This window comes from Anoxybacillus sp. J5B_2022 (assembly GCF_026847645.1).
In the GTDB taxonomy this organism is placed as follows: Bacteria; Bacillota; Bacilli; order Bacillales; family Anoxybacillaceae; genus Anoxybacteroides.
Window position 1 is genome coordinate 90,242 of record NZ_JAPSMC010000002.1, and the last position, 23,092, is coordinate 113,333.

The 23,092-nt window shown below is 42.2% G+C and carries 17 protein-coding genes; 14 read left to right on the plus strand and 3 right to left on the minus strand.

Annotated features, from left to right (window positions below):
• The first annotated feature begins 42 nt into the window (after nucleotides 1-42).
• From M4I42_RS01160 to M4I42_RS01175, 4 genes are all read left to right on the plus strand, one after another.
• Entirely contained in the window at nucleotides 43-531 is a 489-nt protein-coding gene (locus M4I42_RS01160) for a PaaI family thioesterase (RefSeq protein WP_268850433.1), read from the plus strand.
• Between the two features lie 97 nt (nucleotides 532-628).
• Nucleotides 629-1,888: a PucR family transcriptional regulator gene (locus tag M4I42_RS01165; RefSeq protein WP_268850434.1), complete on the plus strand. Its 1,260-nt coding sequence runs from the start codon at nucleotides 629-631 to the stop codon at nucleotides 1,886-1,888.
• Between the two features lie 89 nt (nucleotides 1,889-1,977).
• Nucleotides 1,978-3,525: an L-glutamate gamma-semialdehyde dehydrogenase gene (pruA, locus tag M4I42_RS01170; RefSeq protein WP_268850435.1), complete on the plus strand. Its 1,548-nt coding sequence runs from the start codon at nucleotides 1,978-1,980 to the stop codon at nucleotides 3,523-3,525.
• 11 nt (nucleotides 3,526-3,536) lie between these two features.
• On the plus strand, nucleotides 3,537-4,451 hold the full coding sequence (locus M4I42_RS01175) for a proline dehydrogenase (RefSeq protein ID WP_268850436.1): 915 nt from the start codon (nucleotides 3,537-3,539) through the stop codon (nucleotides 4,449-4,451).
• A 265-nt stretch (nucleotides 4,452-4,716) separates the two neighbouring features.
• Here the strand turns inward: M4I42_RS01175 and M4I42_RS01180 are convergent, their stop codons facing one another.
• Both M4I42_RS01180 and mscL read right to left on the minus strand, forming a co-directional pair.
• Nucleotides 4,717-6,069 carry a M23 family metallopeptidase gene (locus tag M4I42_RS01180; RefSeq protein ID WP_268850437.1) on the minus strand — a complete coding sequence of 451 codons (1,353 nt, stop codon included), beginning with the start codon at nucleotides 6,067-6,069 and terminating at the stop codon, nucleotides 4,717-4,719.
• A 442-nt stretch (nucleotides 6,070-6,511) separates the two neighbouring features.
• Nucleotides 6,512-6,907 (minus strand): large conductance mechanosensitive channel protein MscL, encoded by a 396-nt coding sequence (gene mscL, locus M4I42_RS01185; protein WP_268850438.1) that lies wholly within the window; start codon nucleotides 6,905-6,907, stop codon nucleotides 6,512-6,514.
• Between the two features lie 266 nt (nucleotides 6,908-7,173).
• Between mscL and hyi the strand changes: the two genes are divergently transcribed.
• Both hyi and M4I42_RS01195 read left to right on the plus strand, forming a co-directional pair.
• Complete coding sequence (gene hyi, locus M4I42_RS01190; RefSeq protein ID WP_268850456.1) at nucleotides 7,174-7,968, plus strand: hydroxypyruvate isomerase; 795 nt, start codon at nucleotides 7,174-7,176, stop codon at nucleotides 7,966-7,968.
• 21 nt (nucleotides 7,969-7,989) lie between these two features.
• Nucleotides 7,990-8,883 carry an NAD(P)-dependent oxidoreductase gene (locus M4I42_RS01195; RefSeq protein WP_268850439.1) on the plus strand — a complete coding sequence of 298 codons (894 nt, stop codon included), beginning with the start codon at nucleotides 7,990-7,992 and terminating at the stop codon, nucleotides 8,881-8,883.
• 328 nt (nucleotides 8,884-9,211) lie between these two features.
• Here M4I42_RS01195 and M4I42_RS01200 read toward each other — a convergent pair whose 3' ends face one another.
• Nucleotides 9,212-9,625, minus strand: coding sequence for a zinc-ribbon domain-containing protein (locus tag M4I42_RS01200; protein ID WP_268850440.1), 414 nt, complete (start codon nucleotides 9,623-9,625; stop codon nucleotides 9,212-9,214).
• A gap of 205 nt (nucleotides 9,626-9,830) precedes the next feature.
• Between M4I42_RS01200 and M4I42_RS01205 the strand changes: the two genes are divergently transcribed.
• The 8 genes from M4I42_RS01205 to M4I42_RS01240 all read left to right on the plus strand — a co-directional run bounded on the left by M4I42_RS01205 (nucleotide 9,831) and on the right by M4I42_RS01240 (nucleotide 23,070).
• Entirely contained in the window at nucleotides 9,831-10,493 is a 663-nt protein-coding gene (locus tag M4I42_RS01205; RefSeq protein WP_268850441.1) for a DUF975 family protein, read from the plus strand.
• Between the two features lie 349 nt (nucleotides 10,494-10,842).
• A complete protein-coding gene (locus M4I42_RS01210; protein WP_268850442.1) occupies nucleotides 10,843-12,348 on the plus strand; it encodes a malate:quinone oxidoreductase in 1,506 nt (501 codons plus the stop codon).
• A 75-nt stretch (nucleotides 12,349-12,423) separates the two neighbouring features.
• Nucleotides 12,424-12,603: a hypothetical protein gene (locus M4I42_RS01215; RefSeq protein ID WP_183184489.1), complete on the plus strand. Its 180-nt coding sequence runs from the start codon at nucleotides 12,424-12,426 to the stop codon at nucleotides 12,601-12,603.
• Nucleotides 12,604-13,047: 444 nt separating this feature from the next.
• Nucleotides 13,048-13,902: an Rpn family recombination-promoting nuclease/putative transposase gene (locus M4I42_RS01220; RefSeq protein ID WP_268850443.1), complete on the plus strand. Its 855-nt coding sequence runs from the start codon at nucleotides 13,048-13,050 to the stop codon at nucleotides 13,900-13,902.
• 369 nt (nucleotides 13,903-14,271) lie between these two features.
• Nucleotides 14,272-17,505: a helicase-related protein gene (locus tag M4I42_RS01225; protein WP_268850444.1), complete on the plus strand. Its 3,234-nt coding sequence runs from the start codon at nucleotides 14,272-14,274 to the stop codon at nucleotides 17,503-17,505.
• Between the two features lie 5 nt (nucleotides 17,506-17,510).
• The gene (locus M4I42_RS01230) at nucleotides 17,511-18,272 is read left to right on the plus strand and encodes a DUF4391 domain-containing protein (RefSeq protein ID WP_268850445.1); all 762 of its coding nucleotides are present in this window, start codon (nucleotides 17,511-17,513) and stop codon (nucleotides 18,270-18,272) included.
• A 13-nt stretch (nucleotides 18,273-18,285) separates the two neighbouring features.
• Nucleotides 18,286-20,112 carry a site-specific DNA-methyltransferase gene (locus M4I42_RS01235; protein WP_268850446.1) on the plus strand — a complete coding sequence of 609 codons (1,827 nt, stop codon included), beginning with the start codon at nucleotides 18,286-18,288 and terminating at the stop codon, nucleotides 20,110-20,112.
• 3 nt (nucleotides 20,113-20,115) lie between these two features.
• Entirely contained in the window at nucleotides 20,116-23,070 is a 2,955-nt protein-coding gene (locus tag M4I42_RS01240) for a type III restriction-modification system endonuclease (RefSeq protein ID WP_268850447.1), read from the plus strand.
• The last annotated feature ends 22 nt before the right edge of the window (nucleotides 23,071-23,092 follow it).

The following is a 23,092-nucleotide window of genomic DNA, read 5'->3' on the forward strand; positions in this document are numbered from 1 at the left end:
CTTGACTGCTACGTTATACTATGGAAAAGGGGGAGATGATTCATGGAAGAAAAAATAATACACGCCGTGCAAGATGAGTATCCAGATGATTTTGCATGGTGCTACGGGTGCGGGCGTTTGAATGAGCACGGGCATCATTTTCGTACCGGCTGGCAAGGAGAACAAACGGTGACGATTTACACACCAAGCCCAGAACATACCGCCATTCCCGGCTTTGTGTACGGCGGGGTAATCGCCTCGCTCATTGACTGCCACGGAACAGGTTCTGCCGCGCTTGCCTTACATCGTAAAAACGGCTATGAACTAGGAAGTGGAGAAGCACCTCCACGTTTTGTGACCGCTTCGTTGAATGTAGAGTTTCTCAAGCCGACTCCACATGGGGTGCCGCTAAAGGCGATTGGAACGGTTGAAGAAATTCATCCGAAAAAGTGGAAAGTAAAGACGGAAGTATATGCGGGAGACACGGTTTGCGCCCGCGGTGAAGTGGTCGCCGTCGTCATGCCGAAGACGTTTTTACAACCAACTGAATGAAAGCGAATACATAAACGCCTGTTCGCACAACGGGCGTTTTTTCTTTTTGGGCGTCATGTATAATAAAGAAAAGGGGCTTGCAGAAGGGAGAATAAAAATGAAGGTGACAAACCTTGATTGGCCATCGGATGAAAGGAAGTTTTCTTCATTGCATGAACTCGTCGATTTTATCTCGGCAGCGATTCATTGTCCAGTGACGATTGAATCGCGCGATTTAGAGCTGATGGCGTATAGCGGAAATCATAATGAGCCAGATGTGGTGCGTATGAGCACGATTTTAAGCAAACGAGCCGCGGCGCACGTTGTTCATTATTTGCATGAAACGGGCTGGATTCATCGCATTGAGACGGCGGATGGTGTCGTCAAAATTCCGCCATTGCCAGAGATCGGACTTGGCTCACGCACGGTTGTTTGCCTAAAAAATGGGCCACATATATACGGTTATTTATGGGTACAAGAAACGAACGGAGAACTGAATGAGGAACAGAAGCGATTTTTGCTAAAGGCGGCGAAAGCAGCTGCCCGATGGTTAGAACAAAGCATGAATAGCTCCAAAAAGCGGCAAGAAGAAATCCGTCAGTGGTTGCTAAGCTTGCTTCAGCCGGACGACCGCAGCGAGCACGATGTGAAAATGGAGGCGGAATTAAAAGGAATTCGACTGCCGGCTGCTTTTACCGTCGCACTATTTCGTATTATGCAAGCAGCGAAAAAAGAAACGATTCGTCATTATGTTACGTTTCTGATGAAATCGTTCGGTGGTCCAACCTTTTTTATTGAACATCATGAACAATGGATCGTCGTGATCGGTACGATGGCTAGTGAACCGAGCATTGCCACTAAACAAGCGAAAACGCTTCTTGAAAAGCTAGAAAACGATTTTCATTGCGATTTACATCGCGATATCCTTGTCGGCGTCGGTGGTGAATACCGCGGCTTTCTAAAAATAAGGCAAAGCTATGCTGAAGCGGCCGAAGTTGTCAAAAGGAAGCAACAGTTTCGGGAACAGATCGCTCACTTTTACCAAGACTTAGGCATTTATCGTTGGTTGCCGTCCATTTACGAACAGTACAAGCGGCAAGGTTATCAAAACGAGCAGCTGAAGAAGCTACAAAGATATGATGAAGAAAATCAAACCGAATTGCTAGAAACATTAAAGCAATACATTAAAAACGACGGAAAAATTAAAGAAACGGCTGAATGCTTATATGTGCACCCGAATACACTGCATTATCGGTTAAAACGAATTCAAACGATTGCCCCGCTTAACCTAGACGATTTTGAACAGCGGATGATGCTATATATCGACCTTCTTTTTTACCAATATAAGGGTGATATTGTGCTCGACACACAAATATGAAGCACGATCATTATAGATAGTTGACAAAGAATTTTCACAAAATATTCATTATAATATTCATCAAACAGACATAGAAAGGGTCGATGAAAGTGGCTGTACCTTATCAACACGAACCGTTTACTGATTTTTCTGTCGAGCAAAACCGCCAGGCGTTTCAGGCGGCGTTGCAATATGTGCAATCGCAGCTCGGAAAAGAATATCCGCTCATCATCGGAAATGAGCGTGTAACAACCGAAGAAAAAATTGTTTCGATTAATCCTGCCAATAAAACAGAAGTGGTCGGCATCGTTTCAAAAGCGACGAAAGCGTTAGCAGACGAAGCGATGGCTGCCGCGCTTCGTGCGTTTGAAACGTGGAAAAAAGAAAAGCCAGAAGCGCGCGCCAACATTTTATTCCGCGCTGCGGCGATTTTACGAAGAAGAAAGCATGAGTTTTCGGCTTATTTAGTCAAAGAAGTGGGCAAGTCGTGGAAAGAAGCAGATGCCGATACGGCAGAAGCGATCGATTTTCTCGAATATTATGCGCGGCAAATGATTTCTCTGCAAAACGGTGTTCCGGTATTGAGCCGCAGCGGCGAGCATAATACGTTCCGCTATATTCCGTTAGGTGTGGGACTCATCATTTCTCCGTTTAACTTCCCGCTCGCGATTATGGCTGGAACGACGGTCGCCGCGATTGTCACTGGCAATACGGTCATTTTGCGTCCGTCGGATCGCGCGCCGATCGTGGCAGCGAAATTTGTCGAAGTGATGGAAGAAGCCGGCCTTCCTGCTGGCGTGTTGAACTATTTGCCAGGCGGAGAGGCAGAAGTCGGCGAATATTTAGTCGAGCATCCACAAACACGCTTTATTTCATTCACCGGTTCGCGCGCTGTCGGCTGCCGCATTTACGAACGGGCGGCGATCGTTCAGCCGGGGCAAAAATGGCTCAAGCGCGTCATCGCCGAAATGGGCGGCAAAGATGCGATTATCGTTGACAAAGAAGCGGATTTGGAATTAGCGGCACAATCGATTGTCGCCTCTGCATTCGGTTTTTCCGGCCAAAAATGTTCCGCATGCTCGCGGGCGATTGTGCTTGAAGACGTGTATGCCCAAGTGTTAAACCGTGTCGTGGAATTGACGAAACAATTAAAAATCGGTAATCCGGAAGAGCAAAGCACGTTTATGGGACCGGTCATCGACCAAGCGGCTTATAACAAAATTATGAGCTATATCGAAATCGGCAAACAAGAAGGGAAGCTGATGGCAGGAGGCGAAGGGGACGACTCGAAAGGCTTTTTCATTCAGCCGACGGTATTTGCCGATGTCGATCCAAGTGCGCGCATCATGCAAGAAGAAATTTTCGGTCCGGTCGTTGCGTTTACAAAAGCGAAAGATTTCGACCATGCGCTTGAAATTGCCAACAACACAGACTATGGCTTAACAGGCGCGGTCATTTCGAACAACCGCTTTAATCTTGAAAAAGCGCGGGAAGAGTTTCATGTCGGCAACCTTTACTTTAACCGTGGCTGCACGGGTGCGATTGTCGGCTATCAACCGTTTGGTGGTTTTAACATGTCGGGAACAGACTCGAAAGCAGGCGGCCCTGACTATTTACTTCTTCACATGCAAGCGAAAACGGTATGTGAGGCGTTTTAGGAGGGAGTCGCATGATCGAAGCGGTATCTAAAAATATTTTTCTATACGCTTCTAAAAGCAAAACGTTAAACAAAGCGGCGAAAAAATGGGGGCTTCGATTCGGGGCCTCCCAAGTCGTCGCCGGCGAAACGATTGAAAGCGCCATTGCCAAAGTAAAAGAATTGAATGATAAAGGGCTCGTTTGTACGCTTGACCATTTAGGCGAATTCGTATCCAATCACGAAGAGGCGATCGAAGCGACGCAATATAATGTGCGCACGCTCGAAGCGATCTACAAAGCGGGCGTCAACAGCAACCTTTCTGTAAAACTAACGCAGCTCGGGCTCGATATTGATTTCGATTTTTGCTTAGACAATATGCGGCAAATCGTCGAAACCGCGAAACGATATAACAACTTTGTTCGCATTGACATGGAAGATTCCGCGCATTGCCAAGCGACACTTGATCTTTTGCGTGAGCTTCGCAAAACGTACGATAATGTTGGGACAGTGATTCAAGCGTATTTGTACCGTTCCGAGCAAGATGTGAAAGAGTTAAAAGGCGTTTCGCTCCGGTTAGTGAAAGGGGCATATAAAGAGCCGCCGGAAGTCGCTTACCAAGACAAAGCGCAAATTGACGAAAATTACATGAACATCATCAAGGAGCATTTATTGAGCGGCAGCTATACCGCCATTGCGACGCACGATCATCACATCATTGAAAAAGTGAAACTATTTACGAAAGAACACGGCATTTCCCCGAACCAATTTGAGTTTCAAATGCTGTATGGGTTCCGTACGGACATGCAGCTTCAGCTCGCGCAAGAAGGGTATACGATGCGCATTTACGTTCCGTTTGGCAACGACTGGTTCGGCTATTTCATGCGCCGCCTCGCCGAACGGCCGCAAAACGTCGCCTTTGCGTTAAAAGGATTTTTTGGGAAGTGAACCGTTCATCGAAGTGAACGGAAAAACATAATGAGAGCGGTTCAGAACGGCTGACTACAACATTCATGTTGCAGTCAGCCGTTCTTTTTGGATAAGTTGCAACAAAGATTTTCATATCTTTCTCTCTGTATTCATGTGTGTAGGCTGATATTGAAACAAAACGGCAACTTATATAGATTGGTAGAACAAAAAAAGCGCTCCTTTCTTTAAATGGAGTTTCCCATCTAAAAAGGAGCACGTTCTGGCCAATGTTCGATGCGTTTGTTTAACGCGAATATTGTAAAAAATTCACTAATTTTCCGTTATTATATAATTCGATATGCAAGTGAGTTCCGGTAGATTCTCCTGTTGATCCCATTGTACCTATTTTCGATCCTTTAGCAACCGTTTGTCCGCGCTTCACCGTAATGGAGTTCATATGGGCGTAAACCGTTTTAAACCCATTACGGTGATTGATCACTACTTTATTTCCGTAATCGCCATCCCAGCCGGCAAAAGTGACGGTTCCGTTGTCCGCTGCTAAAATAGGTGAACGGCTTGATCCAGCGATATCTGTTCCTTTGTGGAATTCGCCCCAGCGATAGCCCATTCTACTTGAAATATACCCGCCTACTGTCGGCCAAGCGAAACGACCTGTCCCTCTAGAAGAAAGTACTTTTGTTCCTTTAATCACCATTTTCTTAACCGGTTCTTCAATGATCGTTTCGTTAATGACTTCTTTTTTTACGATCTGTCCATTTTTCTTCGTGAGTTGATAAAGAACTTCTTTTTTCCCGTTTTTTCCTTCTTGCGTTACTTTGATGTCTCCTTTATACATGCTCTCATTAGGAATCGTTTCAATCTCATATGGGATCTCTTCGATTTGCCGAGCTTGCTCCTTGACAATGACATCAACGAGCGGTTGATAGACAGTGACATTAAGTTTTTGCCCAATTTGCAGCAAACTGTCCACTTTAATGCCAGGATTAAGTAGTAACATTTGTTCTGTTGTTAAGTTATACTGTTTAGCAATCGTGCTTAATACTTCTCCTTCACGAACGGTATGTATTTGCTCCTCAAGCGTTCCTTTTGTCACGTAATTCACCGCATTTTCAACAGAAAGAATGTTTTCAGGTTCTACTTTTGCTTCTTTTATCAGAGGCTTCGTGGAAAGCGAAACATCTAGTACATTGGTCTGTTCTTTTGGCTGAAGAGATGGGACGTATTTTGATTTTAATTGCTCGATGACCTTATTGGCATCCGTTTTATTTTTCACTGCTACGGAATGCTCACCGAATATGATTGTAACCGCATTTGCCTTAATTTTCAGTCTTTTATGAATCCACTTAACAGCCGCATCATCTGTGACTAGACGAGATGTCTGCTCCGCCTCATATGTAATTTTAGGAGCTGAAAAGGTTAGCTGTGGATATTGTTTTTCGAGCTGTGAAATTTTCTGTTGAATCGCTTCTTCCACGATTTCTTTCTCGCTTACAGTACCAATCTCTTTGCCGTTTATTTTTACGTGATAAACGGTTTTTAGCGGCAAGTTGCTTTTATTCGCTTTCGCAAAGGAAAAGAAGGGAATTATCAAAAAAAATACAATCGAAATGGAAACGAAATGAATTTTCTTAAACATATAACCCGGACTCCTAATTTTTTTCTTGTCAGTCGAGATCAAACCCCTTTTTTATAGTAACACAAATTCGATAAGTTTCGACAAGATGTAATACAATTGTAATAAAGTTATTATTATTCTGTAACATTCACTTAGTGCCTGTGCGCGATTTGACTAAACTTCTTTTAAAACGCATTCCTCATGGTGAATTGCTTGAGTTTGCTATGCACCTCATCCAATCGAACAAAAAAAGTTTAAAAAAAAGCGTTTTATTTTTAGACAGTAAAGACTCTACATGAAGAACCGGCGCAAAAACATGATAAAAACTTGCCGAAGCGGTTCATATCCTTCCCGAGTTTCACATGTACGGCGGCGGTTCGGGCGAACAGGAAGAACGCGCCTAAGATATAGAATATGTTCTTTTGCAGCTTGAAGATTGATTATGGACTGCAATAAAGCAACTTTATTCTCTTTCAAATGATTGTTTTTTCAACAAATCACGAATTTCCGTAAGCAGTTCCTCTTGTTTTGTCAATGCTGGCGGAGTTTCTGTTTTTTCTTCTTGTTTTTTGCGCTGCTGCCATTTGTTTAGCATTTTTACAACGAGAAAAATGGAAAAAGCGACAATGAGAAAATCGACAACCGTTTGAATAAACATTCCGTATTTTACAACCGCCTCGCCAATTGTAAACGACAAGTTGCTGAAGTTAATCCCGCCAAGCAATAGCCCGACAAGCGGCATGACGATGTCATTGACAAGGGAAGAAACGATTTTATTAAAAGCCCCGCCGATAATGACCCCAATCGCTAAGTCAACAATATTTCCACGCATGGCAAACTGTTTGAATTCTTTGAGCATATACAATCACCCCATTTAGTTATAGCATAAAGGTTTGTAAAAATTCTAGCGAGAGGAATGGATTTGTCGAAAATAGCGGCGATATGGCCTGTATGCACTATGTATTTTCCGGTGCAAGTTGCCAAGAAGCTCTTGCATCTATAATGAAGAATGAACAGTGGAAGAAATTCTGCTGCAATCTGCGCCAACTTTTGCCGCAAGCAGGAAATTTTCGGCCGTTACTAGAAAATAAAATGTATATGGTGAGAAAAGCGGGGGATGAACTGATGGATCAGTTTGCGGTCAATGTGTCGACAATTTTTACAGAAGTGCCATTTATCGAGCGGTTTCAAAAGGCAAAAGAGTTCAGCTTTTCCCGCGTTGAATGCCAATTTCCGTATAGCGAACCGGCCGAACGAATTCGCGAAGAGCTGGAAAAATATCGCCTTTCGCTTGTGTTGATCAATTTGCCAGCGGGCAATTGGGAGAAAGGGGAACGCGGGTTGGCCATTTTTCCCGATCGGATCGGGCAGTTCAAACAGTCGGTAGACGAAGGAATTCGTTATGCGACAAACTTGAACGTTTCTTTGATTCACTGCATGGCTGGGATGCTTCCACCGGAGTTAGATCGGCAGCGCGCCAAAGAAGTGTATATCGACAACCTTCAATATGCGGCGGAAAAGTTGGCACAGCACGGTCTGACGCTCTTGATTGAACCGATTAATCCGTATGACATGCCGGGCTATTTTTTGACAGACATTCGCGAGGCCGCCGAAATCATCGAAGAGGTCGGCATGCCGAACGTGAAGCTGCAATACGATTTTTATCATATGCAACGAATGCAAGGGAACTTAATCGCGACGTTTCAAGCCTATTTTTCGCTAATCGGCCACGTGCAAATTGCCGATGTTCCAGGGCGGCATGAACCAGGGACGGGAGAAATTCATTACGAACGCATTTTTCAGTTTTTACAGTCATGCGGCTATACAGGGGCCGTCGGATTGGAATACATACCGAAGACAACGAGTGAAGCGAGCTTTGCGTGGTGTTCTGCACACGTATTGGAACGTGAAAACAAATAGGTCCAAGGGGAGTGAAGCGAAATGAAGATCGGATTTATTGGTGTTGGCGTCATGGGCGCAAGAATGGCCAAGCGGCTGCTTGCGGCTGGCTATGAAGTAGCGGTATATAATCGTTCTGTGGCGAAAACGGAGCCACTCATGCAATTAGGAGCGGTAAGGGAGGAAACGATTGCCAGACTAGCAAGCCGTTCCGACGTCATTTGTACGTGTTTATCGATGCCGGAAGATGTGATGGGTGTTTATTTGCGCGAAGACGGTGTCGTCAACCATGCGCGTCCGGGTTCAATTTGTCTTGATTTTACAACAGTAGGGCCCGATACAAGCAAGACGGTGTCAGCGAAAGCGAAAGAAAAAGGCATAAGCTATTTGGATGCTCCGGTTAGCGGCGGGCCTGAAGGAGCCGAGCAAGGAACGTTGACGATCATGGTCGGTGGCGAGCGCTCGGCATGGGAACGTGTGTTGCCTTTGCTTCGCGTTCTCGGGCAAACGGTCGAATATTTAGGCCCGAGCGGTTCGGGGAGCGTTGCGAAGCTATTGAACCAATACCTTGTTGCTGTTCATTCGGTGGCGGCTGCGGAAGCGATGGTCGCAGGTGTGGCGCTTGGCTTGGATGCCGAACAGCTTTATCGCTTGTTGAAAGTCAGTTACGGGGACAGCCGGATGCTAAGGCGGCATATGGAACAATATGTGCTAGACCGCCAGTTTGCGCCGGGTGGGGCGGTAAAATATGTGCATAAAGACGTCCGCTTGGCAAACGAACTGCTAGAAACTGCCGGCATGACGCAATATTTAGGACAAACGGCGGAACGAGCGTTCTCTGAGGCATTAGCACAAGGGCTGGCCGATTTGGACATGTCCGCGGTCATTCAGCCGCTTGAAGAAGTGTGCAAAGTGATCGTGAAAAGACAAAGTTAGCGGACGGATGGGGAGTCTTGTTCAAAAGTATTGCCGGTGACAATGTGTCCGCTTCTGTTTGTTTTTACAAATTGATGACGGTACGGCTGTTACAGTCGATGCGAAGATGGAGGCGAAAGATTTTTTACAGTTGTTAAAAAACAACCGGTATTACGATATCATTTTTTAGAAAAATGCGCTGGCGAACTTAGAAAACGCACTATTTCGGGCAAACGGCAGAACGAGTTTAGCCGAAAGAAGTGCGGATTTGCTCATTCAACCGCTTAAAGCTGTGTCGTCTGTGAGAAGGAGATAAGATAAAAAACAAGGCGCTGAAAGGAGGGGCGCCTCAAATACGTTTTCCGCATGTTGGACAAAAATTGAAATCGTTTTGTACTTGTTGGCCGCAATATGGACAATAATTTCTATTGTCATCGCGTGCTACAACGTCTTCTGTTGAAAAACGAGGTTGCTTTCTGCCAAACCGAGCGTTTAGCGGATCTGGCTCTTCGTCGCTATCAACAATGTCGATGACGGACATGCGATTTTTCCCTGTCGCATTTTTATAGTGGTAGATGGCTTGAAAAATACCGAGCCCGATAAAAATAAGTCCAAAGAAGGGAAAAAAGTTCGTGACAGGAAAAGGCGAATCGGCGGTGATAGAAAACGCCATCACCGTCCAAAAGATGCCGAACACAATCGCAACGATGCTCCCTGCTACTCCTTGAAACGAAGGTCCGCGCCCCGGTTTAATACTTTTCATTTCCTCACCCCCATATCCATATGTATGATTATATTAAAATATTTAGAAATTGTCATTCAGGAAGTGATACGATTGTTTTCCGCTATCCAGAGAATAAACGTTGTATTGTATCAAGGAAAAACACATGGAATTTTTCTGGAATATATGATAAAGTAGGAAAGGAACTCGTATATTATTGTATCGTACATTTAAAGGGGGAATGAGGATGACATTATCTATGCTGAGGCGGCAAGCGAGGCAGGCGCTAAAAGGAAAATGGAGCGCGGCGGTTTTATTTATGCTTGTGTACTTTTTCATCAATGCGATTTTCCCAACCATCATTGAAATTGTCGCAAGCGGTGGATGGAACGAATGGATTGAGCAAGAAAACCCGCCGATAGCGGCGAGCATCTTTAATTTATTGTACTCCTTTGCTCTCATTCCGTTAGGCATTGCGATGTATTGGGCGTTTTTAGACGTATATAGAGGGCAATCTCTTCACGTCTCACGCGTGTTTTCAGCTTACACGCCAGCAAAATTGCCGCTTAAGCTAATCGGCACGTCGATTTTATTTGGCATTTTCGTCTTTCTTTGGAGTCTTTTATTAATAATTCCTGGCATTATCAAGTCACTCGCATACTCGCAAACATTTTTTCTATTAAAAGATCATCCGGAATACAGTGCGCTCCAAGCCATTACCGAAAGCAAAAAACGGATGAAAGGGTACAAATGGAAACTATTTTTACTGTACTTAAGCTTTATCGGCTGGGGATTTTTAACCATTTTCACCCTAGGCATTGGACTATTATGGCTTATCCCTTACATTTACACTTCCTTAGCCGCGTTTTATGAGGAATTTATTCGCGCGCAAGAAGCGAGCGTAGAGTAACGAAAAGGCGAACAGATGTTGATGTCTGTTCGCTTTTTTCCTTGTTAAGCCATTTGAGCGAAATGCGACGTTTGCAATAACTCTTCGTGATCCAAATAGTGAATAAAAATCATGCTAGCAAAATATCAAACGATTTTGTAAAATCAATATAGACAGAATAGTGTCGATTTGTGTCATTGGGTAGCGGTTTAATACGCAACAAAAATAATATAAGCACATTTTTAAATTTATGAATAATAGTGACATACTATAATTTAATTGTGTTATAATTAATCCGAAAAGGGATGGCAGGTCGTAGTTTTTGCGCTGCAAGCAAGCTTGCGTGCTTTTGTAAATCAAGGGGGTTCATATGGTGAGCAAACAAACGAAAACAGATGTCATTTTAATTGGCGCCGGGATTATGAGTGCAACGTTAGGGACATTGCTGAAAGAATTAGCGCCGGGGTGGAACATTACCGTCTTTGAAAGACTAGGACAACCAGCAGACGAAAGTTCAAACGAATGGAATAATGCCGGAACAGGTCATGCCGCACTTTGTGAATTAAACTACACAGTCGAAAAACCGGACGGGTCGATTGATGTAAGCAAAGCGATTAAAATTAATGAGCAGTTTCACGAATCGTTACAGTTTTGGTCGTATCTTGTGCAAAAAAACCGCATTCGCAATCCGAAAGAATTTATTATGCCCCTTCCGCATATGAGCTTTGTGCAAGGGGAAGAAAATGTCGCGTTTTTAAAGAAACGGTTTGACGCATTAGCAAACAATCCGTTATTTCAAGGCATGGAATTTTCCGATGATCCACAAAAACTAAAAGAGTGGATTCCGCTTATGATGGAAGACCGCATCGTGACGGAACCGATCGCTGCGACAAAAATCGAATCAGGCACAGACGTCAACTTCGGTGCGTTAACGCGCATGTTGTTCGACTACTTAGCGAGTAAAGGTGTCGATATTCGATATCACCATCATGTGGACGACATGAAACGGACAAGTGATGGTTTATGGGAAGTCAAAGTGCGCCATTTAATGAGCGGGGAAGTCGAACATTATGCGGCGAAATTCGTCTTTATCGGCGCTGGCGGAGGAAGTTTGCATTTACTGCAAAAATCCGGCATTCCTGAAGGGAAAGGGATCGGCGGCTTCCCGGTGAGCGGACTATTTATGGTGTGTAATAATCCAGCAGTCGTCGAGCAACATCATGCGAAAGTGTACGGCAAAGCGAAAGTCGGCGCGCCGCCAATGTCCGTTCCGCATTTGGATACGCGGTTTATCGATAATCAAAAAATGTTGCTATTTGGACCGTTTGCCGGCTTTTCGCCAAAGTTTTTAAAGAACGGTTCGCTGTTTGACTTAATCACGTCCGTCAAGCCGCATAACCTTTTGACGATGCTTGCAGCTGGGGCGAAAAATATGCCGTTGACGAAATATTTAATCGAGCAAGTGATGTTATCAAAAGAACAGCGCATGGAAGAATTGCGAGAATTTATTCCGAACGCAAAAAGCGAAGATTGGGATTTAATCGTTGCCGGACAGCGCGTGCAAGTCATTAAAGATACGGAAACGGGCGGAAAAGGCACGCTTCAATTCGGTACAGAAGTCGTTGCGGCACACGATGGCTCCGTCGCCGCTTTACTTGGCGCGTCCCCAGGCGCTTCGACCGCTGTGCATGTCATGCTTGAAGTGATGGAAAAATGCTTCCCAGAACAAATGAAAGCATGGGAACCGAAAATAAAAGAAATGATTCCTTCCTACGGCGTGTCGCTCATGAAAACCGAAACGCTTTTACGCGACGTCGAAGCGCTCGCCGCGCGAACGCTTGGCTTAAAAGAAAGCGTGGCGCTAGAACTTGTTTAAAGGATGACGGCAGAAGCAAAACAGCTTCTGTCTTTTTTGTATTGTTGCTATAATGGAAGAAAAGGAAGTGAATGTATGATTTATCTCCATTTGGTCGTCTTACCTATTGTTTCAGGACTATGGTTTTTTAATGTTGTGTTGTTGTTGAAAAAACTGCACCAAGGTCGAGACATTCATAATGAAACCGTGTTAGGTACGATGTTGACGATGATTTTTGTTTTTTTCCTCATGTATGCATGGCTTGGGGTGTCATGAATGCTTGACAATACCGGCGTAATAGATAAAAATCACACAAAGCGTTCAGAGGAACAGGCAGCCATCGCCCTTGGTGGAGATGCGGGAGTGAAAGCCCGCCTGAAGCTTTGTGAATAGAGTGGATCCATAGCGGGAGGGGCTATGGATTTTTGTTTTACCACTATGCAATAGGCGAGCTCGTTACGTTACAAGGATGGTGTGTGTTGACATGTCGTGTTTTTGTTGTAAAATTGTGCGTAGAATAAACGCTGTCGTTCATATGGATGGCAGGTCAAGAAGGGAGCGGCATCGTGTCGCTCCTTTTGTATTTGCAACCGGGTCATAGTGCATAGAAGCAATCCCCCCAGAGAGTCAAGTGACTCTCTGTTTTTTCGTTTGTTCGGGCAGGATTTTCGATGATTTTGTCGAAAGAGTATTTGATACTTCAGAAAGTGAGGTGTGTTGATGGCTATTGATCATGATCGGTTGTTTAAAGAGTTGCTTACTACGTTTTTTGAAGAGTTTATTCTTCTCTTTTTCCCCCATGTACACGAGCACATTGATTTTCGTCATTTGTCTTTTTTGTCTGAAGAACTTTTTACTGATGTGACTGCTGGAGAAAAGTATCGAGTTGACCTTTTAATTCAGACGAAATTAAAAGGAGAAGCTGGCATCATTATTATCCATGTCGAGAACCAAAGCTACATGCAGTCATCGTTTCCAGAGCGCATGTTTATTTATTTTAGTCGCCTATTTGAAAAGTATCGCACGAATATTCTTCCAATCGCTATATTCAGCTACGATTTTATCCGCGATGAACCGTCTTCGTTTACGCTTCAATTTCCGTTTCTTCATGTGTTGCAGTTTCAGTTTTTGGCTGTCGAACTTCGTAAGCAAAACTGGCGCGATTACATTCGGAGTGAAAATCCGATTGCGACGGCACTATTAAGCAAAATGGGATATAATGAAAATGAACGAGTTGAGCTGAAAAAGCAGTTTTTCCGAATGCTTATTCGCCTGAACGTTGACGAAGCAAAGCAACGCTTACTTATTGGTTTTTTTGAAACATATGTAAAGTTAACTGAACAAGAAGAGAAACAATTCCAAAACGAGGTGAAGAAAATGGGTGGAAAAGAAGGTGAACAGGTGATGGAATTAATCATTTCGTATGAACAAAAAGGAAAAATAGAAGGGGCAAAAGAAAAAGAGCGAGAAATGATTCAGAAAATGGTGGAGAAAGGAATGAGTATCACGCAAATCGCCCATCTCCTCGACCGAAGCGAAGAAGAGGTGCGTAGGGTGGCGGAAATGAAGTCATAGCGCATTTAGCTATGGCTTTTTTTTATTGCTGATGAAAATGAATGATAATCAATCAAGGAAAGAGGTAGATGTATATTGTATTATGGAAAAAAGGTGTTAACCATTCCACAACGGTTTGATCATTTATTTGTAAACGATTCACAAATCCTGCAAGATGCATCAAAGAAGTATTTACGTGCTCAAGAGAAAGGAATGCCCCCTTCCTTGGTGATGATGGGGTTTTTGCTTTTTATTATAGTTGTAGAGTTTTTTCTTGTATTAACGCACGCTTCCGACTGATTTCGACAGTTTCTGTCATCTTTATTTTGATACAATAAAATCATGTCGAAATAGGTTTTGTAACTAACCAATAAGGAGTTCCGATGTGACATGTCCAAAGGAATGATTGATAATAAGCAACGTGGTTTAGTGGGGGATGTGCTCAAAAAGCATATGCAAAAAGGGAGCAAACTCTCTATTGCGGCAGCTCATTTTACGTTATATGCTTTTGTAGAATTAAAAAAGGAGCTTTCACAAATCGAAGAGTTTCGTTTCATTTTTACGGAACCAGCCTTTGTGAGAGGGGACTATTTAGCGAACGAAAAAATCGCAAAAAACGAAACATTGTTATACGGTGTGGAAGAAGAGCAAACATATAAAGCCGAGCTAAACCAAGCGTACATAGCAAAAGAATTTGCGAAATGGTTGAAGCAAAAAGCGAAAATAAAATCGGTTACTACGCGCAAAATTGAAGGCGGGCTATACCATGTCCAAAATAAAGACGGAACGCAAATTGGATTGGTCGGTGGCGCTCCTTTTTCGAGCCCAGGACTAGGCTACAGCAACTCGTCCAACATGTATATTAACACGATTACGGATGATGAAAAAGAGAATATGGAATTAATACGCCAGTTTGATGATATTTGGAAAAACGAGTATGCCTTGCAAGATGTAAAGGAGCAAATTTTGCGCCAATTAGAGGTATTGTACCAAGAGCACACACCCGAATTTATTTATTTTGTTACACTTTACAATCTTTTTAAAGATTTTCTGCAAGAAACGCGCGATTACAGCACGTTACAAACGAAAACGGGCTTTGAAAAGACAACGATTTGGAATAAACTTTATGACTTTCAGCGCGATGGTGTGGTTGGAGCGATTAATAAAATTGAAACATATGGAGGCTGCATTATTGCTGATAGCGTCGGATTAGGAAAAACATTTGAAGCATTGGCAATCATTAAATATTACGAATTACGAAATCATCGCGTTCTTGTGCTTGCACCAAAAAAACTACGCGAAAACTGGGAAATTTACCGTGCGAATGACAAACGAAATAGTTTGCTCGAAGACCGCTTCTCTTATGATTTGCTGAATCATACCGATCTGTCGCGCAAAAGCGGATATAGCGGAAACATTAATTTAGAATACGTCAACTGGGGAAATTACGATTTAGTCGTCATTGACGAGTCGCACAATTTTCGTAACAATGACCCGCGGAAAAGCCATATTACTCGCTATTCACGTTTAATGAACGATATTATTAAAGCAGGCGTGAAAACAAAAGTGTTGATGCTTTCCGCGACTCCTGTTAACAACAAACTGGACGATTTAAAAAACCAAATTGCTTTTATTACAGAAGGAAATGATAAAGCATTAGCGGAAACCGCCAATATTAAAAGCATTAACCAAACGATTCGCCGTGCACAATCGCAATTTAAAAAATGGAGTAACTTACCTGAAGAAGAACGAACGACAGAACGGCTATTGGATATGCTGAGCTGGGACTATTTTACATTGCTTGATTCACTAACGATTGCTCGCTCGCGCCGTCATATTGAAAAATATTATAATGTGAACGCGATCGGGAAATTCCCGCAACGGTTAAAGCCGATCAATATAAAAGAGACGATTGATGCAAATGATGAATTCCCATCGCTCTCTATCATTAATAACGACATTTTACGTTTGCGGTTTGCGCTTTATTCGCCGATGAAATACATTTTACCGCATAAGCAGGCGTTTTATCACGAAAAATACGACACGAAAGTCGCCAATGGGCGTGTGTTAAAACAAACAGACCGTGAAAACAATCTCGTCTACTTAATGAAAACGAACTTATTAAAGCGTCTAGAAAGCAGCATCTACTCTTTCTCACTAACATTAAAAAACATTATTGAACAAATTGATGCTCAGCTGTCTAAAATCGAGATCGAAGCTACTAACATTGGCGAGTTCGCTGAGATTGACATGGAAGACGATGAATTGGAAGAAGCATTTGTCGGGGCAAAAGTGAAAATTGCACTTCGCGATATTGATCGTATCCGCTGGAAGCAAGATTTATTATATGATCGGACCATTTTGCAAAAGTTGTTGAATTATGCTAGCCAAGTGACACCGGAACGCGATCAAAAAATGTTGACGCTCAAAAAGATGATTCAACAGAAAATCGCACACCCAATCAATGGACAAAATAAAAAGATACTCATTTTTACGGCGTTTGCTGATACTGCAAAATACTTATATGAACATTTGCATCGCTGGATTCGGCACGAATTCCATCTTCACTGTGCAGTAGTAACAGGGAAAGACCGGCCGAAAACGACGTTTCCGATGCAAAAAACGGACTTTAATAACGTTTTAATGCACTTCTCTCCTATGTCGAAAGAGAGAGGAAAACTGATGCCTAATATGACAGACGAAATTGACATTTTGATTGCGACAGACTGTATTTCGGAAGGGCAAAACTTGCAAGACTGTGATTATTTAATTAACTACGATATTCACTGGAATCCGGTGCGCATTATTCAACGGTTTGGCCGAATTGACCGAATCGGAAGCAAAAACGAGCACATTCAGCTCGTGAACTTCTGGCCGCCAATGGAACTTGACGAGTACATCAACCTTGTCGGTAGAGTAAAAGACCGCATGGCAATTCTCGATATTTCATCGACCGGGGAAGAAGATGTCCTTTCTAGCAACAGCAACGAAATGAAAGACCTTGAGTATCGGAGAAAACAACTGGAAAAACTACAAAGCGAAGTAATAGATTTAGAAGATATTTCTGGAAACATTTCGCTAACCGACTTTACGATGGATGATTTTCGCATGGACTTATTGAATTTTATGAAACAAAATAAAGAAATGATCGAAACAGCACCTTTTGGACTGTTCAGCATCACAGTAAACAAAAATGAAAAACTAAGAGACGACATTCATCCAGGGGTTATTTTTTGTTTAAAGCAAATCAATCATTTTACGACTACCCATGAACAAAACGCCCTTCACCCGTACTACTTAGTGTATGTGAAAGAAAATGGCGAAGTATTATACAACCACGTCCATGTGAAAAAAATTTTGGATTTATACCGATCATTATGCCACGGAAAAAACGAAGGAGAAAGCCAGTTATATGCGGCATTTTACGAGGAAACGAAAAACGGAAAAGAGATGGGCGTATATAAACAATTGCTTGAACAAGCGGTAGAAGAGATTGTCGGAAAAATCGATCAACATGCAACGTTGAACATTTTCAGCTTAGGAAATTTAGATCAACTGATGACAACAGCCAATACGAATTTACAAGATTTTGAAATCGTTTCTTATCTTATTATCAAAGGGTGAGAATGATGGCTGGAGTTGCGTTTTATCAAATGATTGGTTTAGATTCTCACGTTCGTCCGCTTCACAAAAAATTGGATAAAAAAACGTTTTACGATTTTGCGGATTTAAACAAAAAAGAAAAAGACTATATTACGAAATATGTGGAGCGGATCGAGGTAACGTATGTATTAACGCCAAGCAACATGAATATCCAGCCGTTCATTAATGAAGAGTACCATTACGAAGGGGTTATGTTTATTACCATTCGGCTAAGGGAAGAAGCAAAAGATACCCATGTTTCAACGATTAGTGAAGTGATTCAAGGCGCGCTTCCGAATCCGGTTGTCATCATGTTTACGAAAAAAGAAAACATCCAAGTCCATACGTGTATAAAGCGGCGAAACAAAGTTGACAGGTCGCAGGCGGTTTTAGAACAACAAGCTTACACTCCATGGTTTCAGCTTGACGAAAGAAACGAAACCGTTCAGCAGTTTATCAGGTCTGTACATATGAAAAACGTATCGTTCGCCCATTTTTTTCAGTTTTATCAAGACATTCATCTTGCCGTCCAAGCGTTTCAACATACAAACGTTGTCGGTACGTTTTATATCGTGACAAACGAACAATCGCAGCAACTGATCGCACAAATCAAGCAACTAGAAACAGAAATCGCTGCGTGGAAAGCGAATCTAAAAAAAGAAACGCAATTTAATCGCAAAGTAGAAATGAACATGAACATTCACAAACTAACCACACAAATCGAACAATTAAAACAACGATTAAAATGAAAGGGTAAAAACGATGGAAAAGCTAGACGGAAAATCAATGGATTTAGTGCAAACAAACATCGAAGCATTAAAGAAGCTATTCCCAGAAGTCGTGACGGAAGGAAAAATCGATTTTGAGAAACTAAAGCTTGTGCTTGGCGAAGAAATTGAAAAAAGAAACGAGCGATACGAATTTACATGGCACGGCAAGACACAAACCATGAAACTTGCGCAAACGCCGTCCACTGGAACGCTCAGACCAGACAAACAATCAAGCAAAAACTGGGACACGACGGAAAACCTTTATATTGAAGGGGACAACCTCGAAGTATTGAAGCTATTGCAAAAATCATACTTTGGCAAAATTAAAATGATCTACATCGACCCGCCATACAACACCGGAAAAGACTTTGTTTATAAAGACGACTTCCGCGATAACATTAAAAACTACAAAGAAATGACGCAGCAAACAACAAAAGCAAATACCGAAACAAACGGTCGGTATCATACAGACTGGTTAAATATGATGTACCCAAGGTTAAAACTGGCGAGGAATTTGTTAAGGGAGGATGGGGTTATTTTTATTAGTATTGATGATACAGAAGTAGGAAACCTAAGAAAAGTTTGTGATGAAATTTTTGGAGAACAAAATTTTTTAGGTGTATTAATATGGAAAAGCCGCCAAATAGTTGATAGTCGTAATAAAACAGGTCTATCAAATGATCATGAATATGTAGTTGTTTTTTGCAAAAATATCGAACAGTTTAGTTTGAAAGGTAAGTTGATTGATATATCTAAATATTCGAATCCGGACAATGACCCAAGAGGTCCTTGGATGAGCAATAGTATTCTTGGACTTGCTAATTCATCACAAAGACCTAATTTGCATTACCCTATTTTTGAACCGAAAACTGGTAGGAAATTTGAGCCACCGGAAGATAGTGGATGGAGATATTCAAAAGAAACTATGCAACAAAAAATCGATGAGGGGCGAATTATTTTTCCTATCAAAGATGATGGTAGACCTCGTGAGAAAAAGTATTTATCAGAACTTGGTAGCAGATTCACAGGTTTTTCATCCGTATTAACAGATGAGGTTGGTTTTACATTAAATGGTAGTAGAGAGGTTCGCGAAATATTTGGAGGAAAGTATTTTGATTTTCCTAAGCCAGTTTCACTGGTAAAGAGCATATTAGAGCAAAGTAGTGAAAAAAATTCGATAATTCTCGACTTCTTCTCCGGTTCCGCGACTACCGCCCATGCGGTGATGCAACTAAATGCCGAAGATGGTGGGAATCGTAAATTCATCATGGTCCAACTGCCAGAGCCAACTGACGAGAATTCGGAGGCGTATAAAGCCGGTTATAAAAACATTTGCGAAATCGGAAAAGAGCGCATTCGCCGCGCAGGGGAAAAGATTGTTCAGGAAACAGGAAAAACCGATTTGGATATAGGCTTTAAAGTGTTTACGCTTGATTCATCGAATATGAAAGCGTGGGATCCTGACTTTGAAAACTTAGAGCAAGACCTTTTTAACTATAAGGATAATATGAAAGAAGATCGGACAAGAGAAGACTTGTTATACGAGATTTTACTAAAAATCGGTCTGCCGCTGACGACGCCGATTGAAGAAATCGACTACAACGGCAAAACGATTTACAACGTCGGGTTCGGGGCGGTGCTACTATGTTTAGAAAATGACATTGATTTAGACGTTGTCCACGAAATGATGAAATATAAGTCCGAGCATTTATCGCCGAAAGTCATTTTTAAAGAATCGGGCTTTATGAACGACTCGGTGAAAATAAACGCCATTCAAACATTGAAAAAGAACGGAATCAATGATGTAAGGAGCGTGTAGGAAATGAAGCTAAAGTTTCATGGATGTTTAACCTACCAAAAACAAGCGATTGATTCCGTTGTCCAGATTTTTAAGGGACAAGAGCTGAGCCAGTCAAATTTTACTGTTTCGTATGGGCCAAATGCCGGAATGATTCAAACGGCGCTCGGGATAGGAAATCGCTTAGACCTTACGTCGGATGAAATCTTAAAAAACGTTCAAGACGTTCAACTGAAAAACGGCTTGCCGCGCAGCGAGAAGTTAGACGGTATGAATTTCACGATCGAAATGGAAACAGGAACAGGGAAAACGTATGTGTACTTGCGAACGATTTATGAATTAAATAAACATTACGGTTTTACAAAGTTTGTCATCGTTGTACCGTCGGTCGCCATTCGCGAAGGCGTTTATAAATCGCTACAAATAACAAGAGATCATTTTAATGAACTATATGACAACAAGCCGCTAGAATATTTCATTTACGATTCACAAAAATTGGACCGCGTCCGCAATTTTGCGACCGCTACGACGATTCAAGTGATGGTTATTAATATTGATGCTTTTCGCAAAAGCTTTGAAGATCCAGAAAAAGAAGACAAAGCAAACGTCATCCACCGTCCGAACGATCGCTTAAACGGGTATCGGCCGATTCAATTTATTCAAGAAACGAACCCGATTGTTATTATCGACGAACCGCAAAGCGTCGATACGACGCCAAAATCAAAAGAGGCGATTGCGTCACTCAACCCATTATGCACGTTGCGTTATTCGGCAACGCATGTCGATAAATACAATATGATTTACCGACTAGATGCGGTCGATGCTTACAACCAAAAACTTGTTAAGCGAATTGAAGTCATGTCCGTTCGCTCCGAACCATCGTTTAATGTACCTTATATCAAGCTAGTAGATGTGAAAGAACGAAAAGCAACGATTGAACTGGATGTCGAAACGCGTGGGAAAGTGAAGCGAACGACGAAAACAGTGAAATATGGCGATGACTTATATGACATTTCTGGAGAGCGCGACATATATCGCGGTTATATTGTTGAGCAAATTGACTGGACGCCGGGAAACGAGTCGATTGAAGTCAACGGTCATTATTTGCGAATCGGTGATGTGATTGGCGATATGGATGCCGATACGATTAAACGATACCAAATTCGCAAAACGATTGAGGAGCATTTAGATAAAGAATTGCGCTTACGCCATCGTGGCATTAAAGTGCTTAGTTTATTTTTCATTGATAAAGTAGCGAACTATCGTGACTACGATCAAGATGGCAACCCGATAAAAGGGAAATACGCCGTGATGTTTGAAGAAGAGTATCAGAAACTCATTCAAAAACCAAAATATCGCACGCTATTTAACGACATTGACACCGATATTCCTGTTGAAAAAGTGCATAATGGCTATTTTGCACAAGATAAAAAAGGGAGATTAAAAGATACGAAAGGGAATACGGAAGCGGATACGGATGTATATAATCTCATTATGAAAGATAAAGAACGGTTGTTAAGTTTGGAGGAGCCACTTCGCTTTATTTTCTCGCACTCCGCTCTGCGTGAAGGTTGGGACAACCCAAACGTATTTCAAATTTGTACATTAAAAGATTCAGCGGGAACGTACGTATCACGTCGCCAAGAAATCGGTCGCGGGCTGCGCTTAGCCGTGAATCAAAACGGTGAACGAGTGCAAGATGACAGTGTGAACATATTAACGGTGATGGCGAATGAGTCATATGAAGAGTTTGTCGCTTCTTTGCAAAAAGAAATGGAAGAAGAAACAGGCGTGACTTTTGGCAAGATCGAAAAACACATATTTGCCAAATTAACGTACATCGATCCAAATACAGAAGAACCGATGCAAATGGGCTACGATTTATCGGCTAAGTTGTACGAAGAGCTGAAGCAGCATGGATATATTGACGGTAAAGGAAAAGCAAAACCGGAGCTAAAAGAAGCGATAGATAATGATACATTAAAGATGAGCGATGAGTTTCAGCCTTGGAAGCAAGCGATTTTGCATGAAATAAACCACTACTTGCAGCACTTGCCGATTAAAGATGCGACGAAAAAGAAAAGAGTACAATTAAATAAGCAAGTGTTTTTTGGTGAAGAGTTTCGCCAGCTTTGGGAGCGAATTAAATATAAAACGGTCTACTCCGTTCAAATTGATAGCGATCAATTGATTCAAAAAAGTATAAAAAGCATTCAACACATGCCGCGTATTGAAAAAATTCGTATTATCAGCCGAAAAGATCAATTGGAGATTGATCGCGTGGAAGGAGTGCAGTTGGAAACCGTCAGTGAGCGAGTGGAAGATTATATTACCGCTCACCATACGTTGCCAGACATTATTACCGAACTGCAAAACCGTACGAATTTAACGCGAAAAACAATTGTTGAAATTTTAACCGGTTGTGACCGTCTTGATGACTTTAAAAACAACCCGCAAAAGTTTATCGAAGAAGTCACAAAAGTCATTCAGCGCGAAATGAAATTGCTTTTAAAAGACGGGGTAAAATATTACAAAATCGGCGATGATGCGTATTATGCCGTCGAGCTGTTTGAAAATGAAGAGCTGCTTGCGTACTTAAACAACAATGCGATTCGTAGTGAAAAATCGTTGTTCGATCATATCGTCTACGATTCGGATATCGAAGCGAGTTTTGCACAACGATTTGAAAAGGACGAACATGTCAAAGTATATGTCAAACTGCCAAATTGGTTTAAAATCGACACGCCAATCGGTGCATACAATCCCGACTGGGCGCTTGTAATCGACAAAGACGGCGAAGAAAAACTATACTTCGTCCTCGAAACAAAAGGAACCGACTGGGAAGGCGCACTCCGCCCAGAAGAAGCGGCAAAAATCGACTTTGCCCGCAAACACTTCCAAGCAATTCATACAAACGTCGAATTTATCGGACCAGAGAAAGATGTGAATGAATTTATGCTCCGAGCAATGAGTCGATAGGACAGATTGGACAGGAGTTGAT

Excerpts from the sequence above, each read along its gene's own strand:
- M4I42_RS01160 (WP_268850433.1), top strand. The coding sequence starts at position 43 with ATGGAAGAAAAAATAATACACGCCGTGCAAGATGAGTATCCAGATGAT.
- M4I42_RS01165 (WP_268850434.1), top strand. The coding sequence starts at position 629 with ATGAAGGTGACAAACCTTGATTGGCCATCGGATGAAAGGAAGTTTTCT.
- M4I42_RS01175 (WP_268850436.1), top strand. The coding sequence starts at position 3,537 with ATGATCGAAGCGGTATCTAAAAATATTTTTCTATACGCTTCTAAAAGC.
- M4I42_RS01180 (WP_268850437.1), bottom strand. The coding sequence starts at position 6,069 with ATGTTTAAGAAAATTCATTTCGTTTCCATTTCGATTGTATTTTTTTTG.
- mscL (WP_268850438.1), bottom strand. The coding sequence starts at position 6,907 with ATGCTCAAAGAATTCAAACAGTTTGCCATGCGTGGAAATATTGTTGAC.
- hyi (WP_268850456.1), top strand. The coding sequence starts at position 7,174 with ATGGATCAGTTTGCGGTCAATGTGTCGACAATTTTTACAGAAGTGCCA.
- M4I42_RS01195 (WP_268850439.1), top strand. The coding sequence starts at position 7,990 with ATGAAGATCGGATTTATTGGTGTTGGCGTCATGGGCGCAAGAATGGCC.
- M4I42_RS01200 (WP_268850440.1), bottom strand. The coding sequence starts at position 9,625 with ATGAAAAGTATTAAACCGGGGCGCGGACCTTCGTTTCAAGGAGTAGCA.
- M4I42_RS01205 (WP_268850441.1), top strand. The coding sequence starts at position 9,831 with ATGACATTATCTATGCTGAGGCGGCAAGCGAGGCAGGCGCTAAAAGGA.
- M4I42_RS01210 (WP_268850442.1), top strand. The coding sequence starts at position 10,843 with ATGGTGAGCAAACAAACGAAAACAGATGTCATTTTAATTGGCGCCGGG.
- M4I42_RS01215 (WP_183184489.1), top strand. The coding sequence starts at position 12,424 with ATGATTTATCTCCATTTGGTCGTCTTACCTATTGTTTCAGGACTATGG.
- M4I42_RS01220 (WP_268850443.1), top strand. The coding sequence starts at position 13,048 with ATGGCTATTGATCATGATCGGTTGTTTAAAGAGTTGCTTACTACGTTT.
- M4I42_RS01225 (WP_268850444.1), top strand. The coding sequence starts at position 14,272 with ATGTCCAAAGGAATGATTGATAATAAGCAACGTGGTTTAGTGGGGGAT.
- M4I42_RS01230 (WP_268850445.1), top strand. The coding sequence starts at position 17,511 with ATGGCTGGAGTTGCGTTTTATCAAATGATTGGTTTAGATTCTCACGTT.
- M4I42_RS01235 (WP_268850446.1), top strand. The coding sequence starts at position 18,286 with ATGGAAAAGCTAGACGGAAAATCAATGGATTTAGTGCAAACAAACATC.
- M4I42_RS01240 (WP_268850447.1), top strand. The coding sequence starts at position 20,116 with ATGAAGCTAAAGTTTCATGGATGTTTAACCTACCAAAAACAAGCGATT.